Origin of the sequence: Flavobacterium sp. CYK-55, assembly GCF_018413465.1 — a bacterium.
In the GTDB taxonomy this organism is placed as follows: domain Bacteria; phylum Bacteroidota; class Bacteroidia; order Flavobacteriales; family Flavobacteriaceae; genus Flavobacterium.
Map to the genome: position 1 here is coordinate 272,118 of NZ_JAHCDK010000001.1, position 13,631 is coordinate 285,748.

The following is a 13,631-nucleotide window of genomic DNA, read 5'->3' on the forward strand; positions in this document are numbered from 1 at the left end:
CAAAACTGCCACAAAAATACGATTTATGAGTTATCCACAAAACCTTAAAATACTCTTAAAACTCAATTTATATCAATTCTAAATAGATATTCTTGTTTTGGGTAATTCAAGAAGTATTACATTTGTATAAAAATCACTACTTTATGAAAATTAAAACAACAAAACGGGTCATTTTGGCTGTCTTTTTTTTAGCATTTACCTCAAAAAAAATATGTGCACAAGAGTCAAATGTTACCTTAAGTCAAGATCCGAAATTCGAACAACTCTTATCTGAAAAAAGGAAAATAAATAGCTCACTTACCATTACTGATCGTTACAAAATTCAAATTTACAGTGGTGAAAGTGAGCCTGCTAAAAAAACTCTAAGTGATTTTAGGAAAGAGTTTAAAGTCTATGATGGAACGATTGTTTTCAATACACCTGTATACAAAGTTTGGATAGGAAACTTCAAAACAAGAATTGAAGCCGAACGAAATTTAAATTTGCTTAAAAAGAAATTTCCAAACGCACTTTTGATAAGACCAAACAAATAATAGTCATAAAAAAAGCCCTGAAAACAGGGCTTTTTTTATGACTATTTAAGTTTCTTTTTGACCGCAACTTCCTGAAAGGCTTCAATGATATCGTTGATTTCGATGTCATTGTAGTTTTTAAGTTGAATACCGCAATCGTACCCTTTACTGACTTCTTTTACGTCATCCTTAAAGCGTTTAAGCGCCGTAATATCACCTGTATGAATTACTACTCCATCACGAATTAATCTGATTTTTGAAGATCGGAATATTTTACCATCTGTAATCATACATCCGGCAATAGAACCCACTTTCGAAATTTTGAACACCTCGCGAATCTCAGCAGTACCTGTGATTTCTTCTTTCATTTCAGGAGACAACATACCCTCCATTGCATCTTTTAAATCATCAATCGCGTCATAGATAATTGAGTAATTTCTGATATCAATTTCTTCTTTCTCAGCTAATACTTTTGCGCTACCTGCCGGACGAACATTAAAACCAATAATAATCGCATCAGATGCCGAGGCGAGCATTACATCACTTTCAGTAATAGCTCCAACTCCTTTGTGGATAATATTGATTTGAATTTCGTCTGTAGAAAGTTTAGAGAACGAGTCTGTAAGCGCTTCTACTGAACCATCCACATCTCCTTTGATGATGATATTGAGTTCTTTAAATTGACCCAATGCAATACGACGTCCAATTTCGGCCAAAGTAATATGTCGCTGTGTACGAACTGATTGCTCACGTTGCAATTGTGTACGTTTAGCCGCAATTTGCTTCGCTTCACGTTCATCTTCGTAAATGTTAAACTTATCACCAGCTGTTGGTGCACCGTCTAAACCAAGAACTGAAACTGGCGTTGAAGGTCCGGCTTCTTTTACGGTATGTCCACGCTCATCAAACATAGCGCGAATCTTACCGTGATTCTTACCAGCCAACATATAATCACCAATGCGCAACGTCCCGTTTTGAACCAAAATTGTTGCTACATAACCTTTCCCTTTATCCAACTGAGCCTCAACAACAGTTCCTTGTGACAAACGGTCCGGATTAGCTTTTAAATCAAGGATTTCAGCTTCTAACAATACTTTTTCAAGCAGCTCTTTGACACCTGTTCCTGCTTTGGCTGATATGTCATGCGACTGAATTTTTCCACCCCAATCTTCAACCAAAAGGTTCATTCCTGCTAAGCGCTCTTTAATTTTGTCTGGATTAGCATTGGGCTTATCAATCTTGTTAATTGCAAATATAATAGGCACACCGGCAGCTTGTGCGTGACTAATAGCCTCTTTGGTTTGCGGCATGATGTCATCGTCTGCAGCAATCACAATAATAGCAATATCTGTAACTTGAGCACCGCGCGCACGCATGGCCGTAAAAGCCTCGTGACCTGGGGTGTCTAAAAACGCTATTTTTTGTCCGTTTTCAAGAGTAACTCCATAAGCACCGATGTGTTGTGTAATACCTCCAGACTCGCCAGCAATTACATTCTCTTTACGAATATAATCAAGCAAAGACGTTTTACCGTGGTCAACATGCCCCATAACTGTAACTATTGGTGCACGCGTCAACAAATCCTCTGGGCTGTCTTCTTGAATTTGTATATTTTCTTCAATATCTGTTGTTATGAACTCAACTTCAAAACCAAATTCATCTGCAACAATACTTAGCGTTTCAGCATCCAATCTCTGGTTCATCGTAACCATGATTCCCAAAGACATACACGTTCCGATTACTTTGGTAATTGGCACATCCATCATGGTTGCAATCTCTCCCACAGTTACAAACTCGGTAACCTTGAGGATTTTGCTTCCTTCTTCAAAAGCTCTTTGCTCTTCTTCCGTTTTTTGACGATGCGAATCGCGTTTGTCCCGACGATATTTAGCCGCTTTAGACTTGCCTGACTTGCCTTGTAGCTTCTCGAGTGTTTCGCGAATTTGATTTTTTACTTCTTCTTCACTTGGTTCAACTTTAGCAACAACCGGACGGTTATTACCTTTGTTGAAGCCCGGTTTACCAGCCGCTTTATTATTACCTCCCGGAACATTTCCTCCTGGCCTTGGGCCTGATTGATTTTGACCCGGTTTTACCTCATTGGGTTTCGAAGGTATACGCTTACGCTTATTTTTTTGATTTTGATTTGCGCTATTGGCCGATTGCTTTGGATCTTCTTTCTTCTTTTTGGCACGCTCAAACTGAGATAAATCGATAGTTTGTCCTGTCAAAGTAGCTCCTGAAAGTTTTTGATATTGGGTTGTAATTGTGTCGTCTATTGCCGGAGTTTCATCAGCTACCGGCTGCACTTTTTCTTCAACTTGAGGTTTTACAGGAGCAGGTTCTTCAGGGGTTGGCGCTTCAATCTTGTCTGAAGTAGAACGAGCACCTTCTAAATCAATAACACCCACTTGTTTTAGTCCAGAAACAACCGCTCGAGCTTTGATGACCTCATTACGCTGACGTTCTTCGTCTTGTTTGCGCTTATCTTCAATCTCTTTTTCACGCTCTAATCGAAGCGCTTCTTTTTCTTTGCGTTTTTCTTCGCCTACTTCTTTGGATGCTTCTTTGTTGCCTTTATCACCGGCAAACTGGCTTTGTAGAATTCCGTATTCTAGATCAGAGATTTTTGCATTCGGATTGGCATCAATAGTAATACCCCTCTCTTTGAGATGCTCTACAGCTCTGTCTAGGGAGATATTAAATTCCCTCAAAACCTTATTAATTCTTATTACTCTTTCTTCAGACATAAAATCTTTTTATTTGTAGCTTGCGTTGTGTTGTTGCTTTGTGTTATATCCTTTTAAGAATTCAACTCTTCTTTGAGAATGCGAATAACATCGAGAATGGTTTCCTCTTCTAAATCAGTTCTTCTAACTAAATCATCAACATCTTGATTAATAATACTTCGAGCAGTATCCAAACCGATTTTAGCAAACTCATCAATCACCCATCCGTCAATTTCATCAGAAAACTCTGCTAATTCAACATCGTCTTCTTCATCAATAGCACTTCCTTCACGAATAACATCCAACTCATATCCTGTAAGCAATCCAGCCAATTTGATGTTGTGACCACCACGGCCAATAGCTTTTGAAACCTCTTCTAATTTCAAGAAAACTTCAGCTCTTTTGTCTTCTTCAAAAATCTTAATTGAAGACACTTTAGCCGGACTAAGCGCACGTGATATATATAATTGTGTGTTATTTGTATAGTTGATAACATCAATGTTCTCGTTGCCTAATTCGCGAACAATTCCGTGAATACGTGAACCCTTCATACCTACACAAGCACCTACCGGATCAATTCTGTCATCGTATGAATCAACAGCAACTTTGGCTTTATCTCCAGGAATACGGACAACTTTTTTAATCATGATTAAGCCGTCAAATACTTCTGGAATTTCTTGTTCAAATAATTTTTCGAGGAATTTTTCTGAAGTTCTAGACATGATAATCTGTGGCTTATTACCTTTAAGCTCAACGTTTTCGATAATTCCTCGTACATTATCACCTTTTCTGAAAAAGTCAGAAGGAATTTGTTTTTCTTTCGGCAATACGATTTCATTTCCTTCATCATCAACCAAAATTACAACTCTAGGACGAACGTGGTGAACTTCAGCTGTGTAAATTTCTCCGATCAAATCTTTAAATTGTTTATACAAATTGGTGTTGTCATGCTCATGAATTTTGGAAATCAAATTCTGGCGCAATGCCAAAATAGCGCGACGTCCTAAATCAATGAGTTTAACTTCTTCTGAAACTTCTTCACCAATTTCAAAATCCGGCTCAATTTTTCTAGCTTCAGTCAAGGTGATTTCTTCATTTTCTAAATCGAGATCCTCATCTGCAACGATAACTCGTCTGCGCCAAATTTCCATATCTCCTTTATCAGGATTGATAATGATGTCAAAGTTCTCATCAGAACCGAATTTTTTCTTCAATGCGTTTCTGAACACATCTTCTAAAATTGCCATAAGCGTTACGCGATCGATCAGCTTGTCATCTTTAAACTCTGAAAACGACTCGATTAATGCTAAATTTTCCATGCCATCTTTTGATTAAAATATTATTGTAACAATAGCTTTTTTAATTTCTGAATAAGAAATTTCAATTGTTTTTTGAACGGTTTCTTTTCCTTTTCCGATTTTTTTTGGCTCTCTGGCTTGCCATGATAAAGTTATAAAATTATCATTAGCTGCTACAAGCTCAGCCTCAATAGTTTGATTTTCAGTACTAACAATCAAAGTCCGACCTATGTTCTTGATGTATTGACGAACCAACTTTAATGGTGAACCGACTCCAACCGAAGCGACTTCAAGCGCAAAATCTTGCTCTTCACGGTCTAAGTTGTGCTCAATAGCCCGGCTTACATCTATACAGTCCTGCAAAGTCACGCCTTTGTCACCGTCAATCTCAATGTTAATTTTACCCGCTTCAGAAATGGCAAAATCAATCAAAAACAATGACGGCCTTTCTTGGAGTGCCTCATCTAGCAATTGTCGAACTTTTTCTTTGAATGTCATATTTTTTTATGAAAAGAGGGAAGCATTGCTTCCCTCATTATTTAACATCCTATAAATAACGGTGCAAATATAATTTATTTTATAATGCAAAAATCATTGAGGTTGTAAAAAATTTATATTACCTTTATGACGTAGAAAAACAAAAAAAATATCTATAAATTCTTACATTTTTTACTATGAAAAAAATACTTGTCCCAACGGATTTTTCAGAACACGCCGAATACGCATTGAAAGTTGCCGCACAAATTGCAAGAGAAAATAACAGTGAAATTATTTTACTTCATATGCTAGAACTTCCTCACCAAGCCGGAGACGCGATTGGTAGTGGACACCAAATTCCTGAAATCATGCTTTATAAAAACAAGGCGTTAGAAAACCTTGAAGAGCTTATGGATTCAGACTTTTTAGACGGATTAAACGTCTCTGAAGCTGTTCAGTTCGAGAAAGCTTTTGACGGAATAATGAAGATTATCAAAAAGAACGAAGTTGATTTAGTGGTTATGGGATCACACGGCACAAGCGGTTTTGAAGAGATGTTTATCGGATCAAACACAGAAAAAGTAGTTCGTTTTTCAGATGTTCCGGTATTGGTTATCAAAAATCAAGTAGATGATTTCAAAGCATCAAATTTTGTTTTTGCTTCTGATTTTTCAAATGAAATCAAAAAACCTTTCAAACTCTTGCTTGACTTTGCAAAAGTTTTCAATTCAAAACTGAATTTGGTTATGGTAAACACGCCAAACAGCTTCAAACCAACACATATGGCCGAAAAAACCATGAGTGAATTTATGTCCGAGTTCAACTATACCAACTACAGCATGGACATATACAACGACACGAATGTTGAGAAAGGTATTTTAAATTTCGCCAACAAAGTAAATGCAGATTTGATTGGCATGTGTACACACGGAAGAACCGGTTTTGCACACTTCTTTAACGGAAGCATTAGCGAAGACTTGGTTAACCACGCTGTTCGACCAGTGATTACTTTCAAGATTTAATCTAAAGTTATTGTATAAAAAAAAGCCTCCTGATTTAGGAGGCTTTTTTGTTGGTCCACTAGGACTCGAACCTAGAAAGACGGCACCAAAAACCGTAGTGTTACCATTACACCATGGACCATTACCATTGCTGTAAAGCGAGTGCAAATTTAAAACAAAATTTATTTTAAGCAACATTTTATAAAAATTTTCTCGATTTTTTCTTGAATTAATTTTCGTCAACAATACTTACCCATATAAAACGTTGATAAACAGCTCTAGATTTTTTTATGAATCAAAACGGGCATACACAAAAAAATAGTTTCTTTGTATCGCTTTAAAAAACTACAAACAATTATATGACGACATTCAATTTCAACAAGTGGAATACCATCACAGGTTGGGTCGCTTTTACCATCGCCTTAATTACTTATTCTTTGACCGTAGAGCCTACTATGAGCTTTTGGGATTGTGGCGAATACATTGCAACCGCAGCTAAACTTGAAGTAGGCCATCCGCCAGGCGCACCCCTTTTTCAGATGATGGGCGCTTTTTTTGCCATGTTTGCCACAGATGCACAGCATGTTGCATTAATGGTTAATATGCTGTCCGTATTCTCGAGTGCGTTCACCATTTTGTTTATGTTTTGGTCGTCAACGATGATTCTAAAAAAAATAATCACCGCAGGAACAGAACCTGAAGAAATCACTCAAAACAATGCCATCGTAATACTAGGAAGTTCATTTGTAGGTGCTTTAGCCTTTACTTTTTCTGACAGTTTTTGGTTTAATGCTGTAGAAGCCGAAGTTTATGCCATGGCCATGTTGCTTATTGCATTACTACTCTGGTTAGCCTTGCGCTGGGAACAGGACATGTTTACACCACGCGGAAACAAGTGGATTTTGGTGATTAGTTTGATTATCGGACTGTCCTTTGGCGTTCACTTTATGGCATTATTGGCCATTCCATCGATTGGTTTTTTGTATTACTTCAAGCATTACAAAACCATTACGATGAAAAATTTCATCATGGCCAATGTTGTAGTTGTTGCGATTTTGTTGTTTATATTTAAATTACTTTTACCCCTTACCATGGCGTTTTTCGGAAAAACCGAAATCTATATGGTTAACAATTTAGGTTTGCCTTTTAACTCAGGAACCATTTTTGTCGCTTTGCTGTTTATAGCTTTTTTTTATTTTGGCCTGCGTTACACCAGACAAAAAGGATTCATTTTTTATAACACCATTATTCTGTGTATTCTTTTTATTCTCATCGGTTTCTCGACGTGGATGATGTTGCCTATTCGCGCCAATGCCAATACAGTTATCAACGAGAATAAGCCTTCAGATGCTGCCGAAGTTTTGGCTTATTATAACCGCGAGCAATATGGAGTAAACCCTTTGTTTTATGGGCCACAATACACCGATACCTTTGCAGGATTAGATGAAGAAACACCTTATTTAGACAAGGCGCCTAACTACGAGCGCGATTACAAAACGGGCAAATACGTTATTACAAACAATTACAAAAACGCAGAGCAAAACAGTGATGACCGTCAAAAAGCAATCTTGCCTCGTTTGTGGAGTACTGAACACATTGAGAACTACATCAACTTTACCCGTGAACCTGAATTTAAAATTAAATCTGAATATTCAGAAGAAAAAGAATTGGTTGATGTCATTGCAGAATTCAGAAAAGCTTATGCCGACAAACAAATTGACACCGAAGGTTATATCACTTTTTTGAAAAGCTATGGTGAATATCTTGAAATTGAAAAACCTTCAACTGTAGACAATTTGAGCTTTATGTTTGAATACCAATTTGGTTATATGTATTGGCGTTATTTGATGTGGAACTTTGTGGGAAGACAAAACGACAATCAAGGAAAATACGACCAACTTGACGGAAACTGGCTCAGCGGTATTACCCCAATTGACCAAATGCATTTGGGCTCACAAGCCAATCTTCCGGACGATCAATTAAACAACAAAGGCAGAAACTTATATTATTTCTTACCTTTCATATTAGGGTTGGCAGGTTTGCTTTTCCATGCCAAGAAAGATCTCAAGAGTTTTTATGTATTAATGGCCTTGTTTCTTTTTACCGGAATTGCACTTAAAATATACCTCAATGAAAGACCTTTTGAACCCCGTGAACGCGATTATGCGCTCGTTGGTTCGTTCTTTGTGTTTGCTATTTGGGTTGGATTTGGTGTATATGCACTTTATGAGTCTGCAAGAAAATATCTACAACCTAAATTAGCTGGCCCGATTTGTATTGGACTGAGCTTATTGGTCGCTCCTATTTTAATGGCTTCGCAAAACTGGGACGATCACGATCGTTCAAACAAATATACCGCAATTGCCATGGCCAAAAACTATCTAAACTCTTGCGAGCCCAATGCGATTTTATTCACTATTGGTGACAATGATACGTTCCCGCTCTGGTATGCTCAAGAAATAGAAGGTATCAGAACAGATATTAAAATTGTCAATACGAGCTTGTTCATGACCGATTGGTATATTGATCAGATGAAAATGAAAACCTACAAATCGGATGGTTTACCAATTTCATTTACACATGATCAATATGTAGGTGACAAACTTGATTATGCGGTGCATAATGCCAAAACCGAAGCGCGCTGGAATCTCAAAGATTTACTACATTTCATTGCGAGCGATGATTCGCGAACACTTATTGAAATGGATAACGGACAAAAAATCCATTTTTATCCAACCAATAAAGTTCGTATTCCGATTGACAAAAACAACATCATTGCCAACAAAGTGGTCAATCCGGCACAATATGATTCTATTGTTCCTTATATTGATATAGAAATCAAAGGCCCTGCTTTGTATAAAAACCGTTTGATGATGCTTGATGTTTTGGCCAACAACAATTGGAAACGCCCGATTTACTTTACCGGCGGAAGTTTTGGTGACGATGATTATCTGTGGATGAAAGACTATTTGCAACTCGACGGAATGGTCTATAAACTAGTTCCTATTCATACTCCAATCCCTAAAGACGGAAGCCCACTAGACATGGGTCAAATTGACAGTCAAAAAATGTACAACCTCGTGATGAATTGGGATTGGGGCAACGGAGAACTCAAAACTATTTATCACGACCCAGAAACACGCAAAAACAGCATTTCTTACAGAGCCAATATGGCGCGCCTGATGGAACAACTCATCAACCAAGGGCGCAGAGATCAAGCAGCAAAAATCATTGATTTGGCCATGGAAAAAATGCCCCTTCAACATTATGGTTATTATTCGTTGGTAGACCCATTTGCAGGAGGATATTACGAAGTAGGTCAAAAACAAAAAGCACGTCAACTGCTTATGGATTTGATTATAAAATACCAACAAAACCTTAAGTTTTACAAAGGGTTGAAGGCTTCGGAACAAAACGATTTAATGATTGACATTATCACTGATATTGAGCGATACAGAACGCTTATTGAAGTGATGCGCGACCGTGGCGATACTGAATTTTTCAACCAACAGAAATCGACATTTAATTCGTATAATCAAATGTTTGCTCGCTTCCAACGCGACAACATGTAATCATAAAAAGGCGTCTTCATGGGCGCCTTTCTTTTTCAGATGAAATGGTATTGGATTAAAACATCGCAATTAGTCAAATGGTTGTTCAGAAAATATATTTGGGATATTCCAACCTCTGATAAAATTGTCTATTTAACTTTTGATGACGGCCCAACGCCTAAAATAACACCTTGGGTTTTAGATCAACTCGATACATATCAGGCAAAAGCTACCTTTTTTTGCATAGGCGACAACATTCGGAAATTTCCAGAAATCTATCATGAGGTTAATGCGCGTGGGCATCAAATAGGCAATCATACTTACCACCACCTCAACGGATGGAAAACCGGTTCTCAAAAGTATATTGATGATGCTTTACTGTGGGAAACCATTGCAGAAAGTCAAAACAAACTATTTCGTCCGCCGTATGGAAAAATAAAATCTCGACAGGCCCAAAATCTCATGCAGTCAGGATATAAAATGATTATGTGGGATGTTTTGAGTGCTGATTTTGACCCATCTATCAACCCAGAGACGTGCCTTGAAAACGTTATTAAAAATATCCAGCCCGGAAGCATCGTCGTATTTCACGACAGTGTAAAAGCGTTCAAAAATCTAGAACATGCTTTACCGCAAACTTTGCGCTATTTGAAAGAAAATGGGTATGAATGTGCCGGAATAGACTAAATCTGTTCTTGTACCAAACCAATAATTGTGTTGGCGTCTAACTCTCCGGATTGTCTCCAAATCATCTGGCCTTCTTTATAAATCATCAGTGTTGGCAAGCCTTTGATGCGAAGTGCATCGGCCAATTCTTGATTTTTGTCAACATCAATCTTGATGACTTTAGCCTTATCTCCTAATGCTGCAGCAACATCACGAATCACAGGATGCATTGATACTGAAGACTCACTCCATTCAGTGTAGAAATCAATTAAAACCGGAACTTGGGCGTTGATAAGTTCTCCAAACTTTGACATGAAAGCTAAAATTTAATTTATAATCGGCTGTCAATTGAGCTATTGCGTTACAAATGTAGCGTTTTATACGAATTATGCTAATTTTTCGCCTTTTTTTAGTTGAATAACCGTTATTTCAGGCATAATACCTACCCGACCCGGATAAGCGTGAAACCCAAAGCCGCGATTGACATATATATATCGTCCGAATTCTTCGTATAAACCGGCCCATTGCTTATAAATATATTGCACGGGACTCCATTTCAAAAAACCGGGTATTTCAATACCAAATTGCAAACCATGAGTGTGGCCTGAAAGTGTTAAATGAATGTTCTTCGGATGCTTTTTAACCTCATATTCCCAGTGGCTTGGGTCGTGACTCATGAGAATCTTAAAATCTGTTTCAGAAAGATTCTTTGTTGCTTTATTTAAATCACCGGCTTGTTTAAAATTGCGACCCCAATTCTCAACACCAACCAGAGCAATGCGTTGCCCGTCTTTTGCAATAAATCTGTTTTCATTTAAAAGCAACTCAAACCCAATTTCACTATAAAGATTTTTAATATCTTCAAAATTTTTCTCTTTGTCTTGTGGTGAAGACCAAGTAACGTACTCTCCGTAATCATGGTTTCCTAAAACTGAAAACTTGCCAAACTTAAAATCTTTGATGCGGTTGAAAGACTCAATCCACGGATGCATTTCTTTAGCATGCGTATTGACAATATCACCGGTAAACAATATCATATCGGCTTCTTGCTCGTTGATTAAATCAATGGCGTAGTTAATTTTTTCAGGATTGTCAAAACTTCCGCTGTGTACATCTGATATTTGGGTAATGGTAAATCCGTCAAAAGCATCGGGTAAATCCGGGAAAAAAATACGTTGCTTAATGACTTTATAATTGTATTTGCCAACGGTCATTCCGTAAATAAGTGACAAAAACGGAACCGCTGCCAACCCTAATCCTATTTGACTGATGAACTTGCGCCGTTCTGGCAAAAAACCTGTTGTTGAACTTTTGACAAAATATTGAACTGAACCAGATAAAAGTCTAAAAACATCTTCGCCAAGCATAACAAGTGTTACTACTATTTTAGGTAAATAAACCAGTAACATCAAACCCAAAGTAAACAGAGTATAGCGTGTTTGTCCAACTGAACGGTCAAATTGGCTAAAAGAATATAGAATAAAAGCCAAAATTAAAACACTCAACCCGAGATAAATTCTCAAAGCCCAAGTATTTTTGAGCAGAGTTCTCAAGGCTTGAAAGGCATAAACTTCAACCAGAAGAAAGATGAACGAAATAAATAAAAAGCGAAAAAGCATTGAAAAAAATTTGCGTAAAATAACAAATTAATCAAACGCAAAACCCGAGCATTATATCAATTTTAACGTAAGTTGAAAACAATAAAAAAGAGGGCAATTGCTTACCCTCTTCTTCCCAATCAAACAATCCTATTTGGCCGACATCATCCAAATGTCGGCAATATAGAAAGGTGATTATTTTTTTATTTTACCACCGGTAGTCACAAGTGCCGATTTTATCTTTTCAACTTTAGTCTTTTTAATTTTCTTGGCTTTGATTTCTTTTACATGAGCTATTTTTTGGTTATCATTTTGGTTTTGAAAGCCGGAAACACCAGTAAAAACAAAGAATGAAATGATAAAAGCTTTAATCATAAACTTAAAATCTCATGTAGTTTAAGACTTCAAAATTAAGGCTTGAAAATGAAGATTAAATGAAGTTTTTGCTTTTTGGCTTGTAAAAATCAAAAAACCGGTGTGTCTAGTTTAAAAATTAACGTAAAGACACTGCCTTTATTGGGTTCTGAGCTAACTTTTATACGGATGTTCTGAAAATGAGCAATGCTATCAACAATCGCCAAACCCAAACCATAACCTTCTTGATCTTTGTTCTGACGAGAAAACCTTTTAAAAAGATTGTCTAGCTGCTCTTGAGTCATGCCTATTCCGGTATCAATTACTTCAAGCATATATTCGTTTTGATTCATGTAATCTGAGAGCACTATCGAGCCATTTTGACGATTGTATTTAATGGCATTCACCAATAAATTGTTGAGTAAAACCTGAAAAAGTGTATGATTGCCTTTGAATTTATATCGATATTTAAGTTGGTTGCTAAATGTAAGTTCACTTGCTTGAATTCGATCCTCGAGTTCATGTGTCAAATTGATCGCAATTTCATAGCAATCAACATCTTCATTAAGTTGATATTGATTGTTTTCAATACGTGAAATCAACAATAAATTACTAATCACTTTCTTGAGTCGATCAATGGTTTTGAGCGACGCAGCAATTTTGTCAACGGCATCATCATCTAATGAATCGTTTTGAAGTAAATTTTCAAACTTACTTTTGAGTAAAGCTATTGGTGTAAGTAATTCATGTGAAACGTTGGCAATAAACTGTTTTTCTTTGGCAAACAACTCGCTAATGCGAACCATCATCTGATTCAAACCCTCGTCTAGTGCTCTAAAATCTGCCGATGCACTGTGAATTGGCGTATGATCAAAAGTCTCGGGCTGATTAACCTTTCTGATTTTGGTGTCAATTATTCTATAAAAAGGCTTGAGCAAATATTCAATATAAAGTGTGTCAACAGCAAATGTCACAGCGATAGTTACAAATAGAACTACCAAAAAAAAGACGCGAATGGCAATGGTTAAATCTTTTATTTCGCTCAAACTACTCCCAATTTCAAGTTGATAAGCCTGATGGTCGTATGTAAATCGATGTTCGAGAATTCGGTAATCATTTTGTTCTCCTTCAATAATTCGTGGCTCAGTAATAAAACGTGTATTTTGGGTCACTTGTAAATCGGGCAACCTAGAGAGTTGTAAAAATTCATCGTGCAAAGTTGAAAAACTAGCATAGGTTTCAGAAGAATCTTTCTTGATGATGTAGTCATTAATCTCTTCTTTATCAAGATGCTTGATGAAATTCTCTTTTTTGAAGGTCAGGTTTTCATTGATGTGCTTATAAACTACCCTTTCAATCAAAATAGGCAACAACCACCACAAAATCAGCACTACAACAAAACGACTGAGTGCATTAAAAATGGCAAGTCTGTGTTTGATTTTCAT

Annotated in this window: 11 protein-coding genes and 1 tRNA gene; 4 read left to right on the forward strand and 8 right to left on the reverse strand. The window is 36.9% G+C overall.

The window, feature by feature from the left end; genetic code table 11:
• Positions 1–143: 143 nt before the first annotated feature.
• The gene (locus KIH23_RS01220; RefSeq protein ID WP_213210831.1) at positions 144–533 is read left to right on the forward strand and encodes an SPOR domain-containing protein; all 390 of its coding nucleotides are present in this window, start codon (positions 144–146) and stop codon (positions 531–533) included.
• Between the two features lie 41 nt (positions 534–574).
• Here the strand turns inward: KIH23_RS01220 and infB are convergent, their stop codons facing one another.
• Genes infB through rimP form a run of 3 tightly spaced genes read right to left on the reverse strand, consistent with a single transcriptional unit; the run spans position 575 to position 5,037 of the window.
• Entirely contained in the window at positions 575–3,262 is a 2,688-nt protein-coding gene (gene infB, locus KIH23_RS01225) for a translation initiation factor IF-2 (RefSeq protein ID WP_213210832.1), read from the reverse strand.
• Positions 3,263–3,315: 53 nt separating this feature from the next.
• On the reverse strand, positions 3,316–4,560 hold the full coding sequence (gene nusA / locus KIH23_RS01230; protein ID WP_213210833.1) for a transcription termination factor NusA: 1,245 nt from the start codon (positions 4,558–4,560) through the stop codon (positions 3,316–3,318).
• Positions 4,561–4,572: 12 nt separating this feature from the next.
• Positions 4,573–5,037: a ribosome assembly cofactor RimP gene (gene rimP / locus KIH23_RS01235; RefSeq protein ID WP_213210834.1), complete on the reverse strand. Its 465-nt coding sequence runs from the start codon at positions 5,035–5,037 to the stop codon at positions 4,573–4,575.
• Positions 5,038–5,213: 176 nt separating this feature from the next.
• On the opposite strand from rimP, the gene KIH23_RS01240 reads away from it, so the two are divergent.
• Positions 5,214–6,038 (forward strand): universal stress protein, encoded by an 825-nt coding sequence (locus KIH23_RS01240; protein WP_213210835.1) that lies wholly within the window; start codon positions 5,214–5,216, stop codon positions 6,036–6,038.
• A gap of 50 nt (positions 6,039–6,088) precedes the next feature.
• Here KIH23_RS01240 and KIH23_RS01245 read toward each other — a convergent pair.
• Positions 6,089–6,159: transfer RNA gene (locus KIH23_RS01245), tRNA-Gln, on the reverse strand.
• A 217-nt stretch (positions 6,160–6,376) separates the two neighbouring features.
• Between KIH23_RS01245 and KIH23_RS01250 the strand changes: the two genes are divergently transcribed.
• Both KIH23_RS01250 and KIH23_RS01255 read left to right on the forward strand, forming a co-directional pair.
• On the forward strand, positions 6,377–9,589 hold the full coding sequence (locus KIH23_RS01250) for a DUF2723 domain-containing protein (protein ID WP_213210836.1): 3,213 nt from the start codon (positions 6,377–6,379) through the stop codon (positions 9,587–9,589).
• An 18-nt stretch (positions 9,590–9,607) separates the two neighbouring features.
• A complete protein-coding gene (locus KIH23_RS01255) occupies positions 9,608–10,255 on the forward strand; it encodes a polysaccharide deacetylase family protein (protein WP_317197014.1) in 648 nt (215 codons plus the stop codon).
• Here KIH23_RS01255 and KIH23_RS01260 read toward each other — a convergent pair.
• From KIH23_RS01260 to KIH23_RS01275, 4 genes are all read right to left on the reverse strand, one after another.
• Positions 10,252–10,548, reverse strand: coding sequence for a thioredoxin family protein (locus KIH23_RS01260; RefSeq protein WP_213210837.1), 297 nt, complete (start codon positions 10,546–10,548; stop codon positions 10,252–10,254). The genes KIH23_RS01255 and KIH23_RS01260 overlap by 4 nt on opposite strands.
• Positions 10,549–10,620: 72 nt before the next feature.
• Positions 10,621–11,853 (reverse strand): metallophosphoesterase, encoded by a 1,233-nt coding sequence (locus KIH23_RS01265; RefSeq protein ID WP_213210838.1) that lies wholly within the window; start codon positions 11,851–11,853, stop codon positions 10,621–10,623.
• A 174-nt stretch (positions 11,854–12,027) separates the two neighbouring features.
• Positions 12,028–12,207 (reverse strand): hypothetical protein, encoded by a 180-nt coding sequence (locus KIH23_RS01270; protein WP_213210839.1) that lies wholly within the window; start codon positions 12,205–12,207, stop codon positions 12,028–12,030.
• Between the two features lie 89 nt (positions 12,208–12,296).
• Complete coding sequence (locus tag KIH23_RS01275) at positions 12,297–13,631, reverse strand: sensor histidine kinase (RefSeq protein ID WP_249684750.1); 1,335 nt, start codon at positions 13,629–13,631, stop codon at positions 12,297–12,299.

Bases quoted from the DNA above. Each gene is read 5' to 3' on its own strand.
- KIH23_RS01265 (WP_213210838.1), bottom strand. From the start codon at position 11,853: ATGCTTTTTCGCTTTTTATTTATTTCGTTCATCTTTCTTCTGGTTGAA.
- nusA (WP_213210833.1), bottom strand. From the start codon at position 4,560: ATGGAAAATTTAGCATTAATCGAGTCGTTTTCAGAGTTTAAAGATGAC.
- KIH23_RS01260 (WP_213210837.1), bottom strand. From the start codon at position 10,548: ATGTCAAAGTTTGGAGAACTTATCAACGCCCAAGTTCCGGTTTTAATT.
- KIH23_RS01270 (WP_213210839.1), bottom strand. From the start codon at position 12,207: ATGATTAAAGCTTTTATCATTTCATTCTTTGTTTTTACTGGTGTTTCC.
- KIH23_RS01255 (WP_317197014.1), top strand. From the start codon at position 9,608: ATGGGCGCCTTTCTTTTTCAGATGAAATGGTATTGGATTAAAACATCG.
- KIH23_RS01220 (WP_213210831.1), top strand. From the start codon at position 144: ATGAAAATTAAAACAACAAAACGGGTCATTTTGGCTGTCTTTTTTTTA.
- KIH23_RS01275 (WP_249684750.1), bottom strand. From the start codon at position 13,631: ATGAAAATCAAACACAGACTTGCCATTTTTAATGCACTCAGTCGTTTT.
- infB (WP_213210832.1), bottom strand. From the start codon at position 3,262: ATGTCTGAAGAAAGAGTAATAAGAATTAATAAGGTTTTGAGGGAATTT.
- KIH23_RS01250 (WP_213210836.1), top strand. From the start codon at position 6,377: ATGACGACATTCAATTTCAACAAGTGGAATACCATCACAGGTTGGGTC.
- rimP (WP_213210834.1), bottom strand. From the start codon at position 5,037: ATGACATTCAAAGAAAAAGTTCGACAATTGCTAGATGAGGCACTCCAA.
- KIH23_RS01240 (WP_213210835.1), top strand. From the start codon at position 5,214: ATGAAAAAAATACTTGTCCCAACGGATTTTTCAGAACACGCCGAATAC.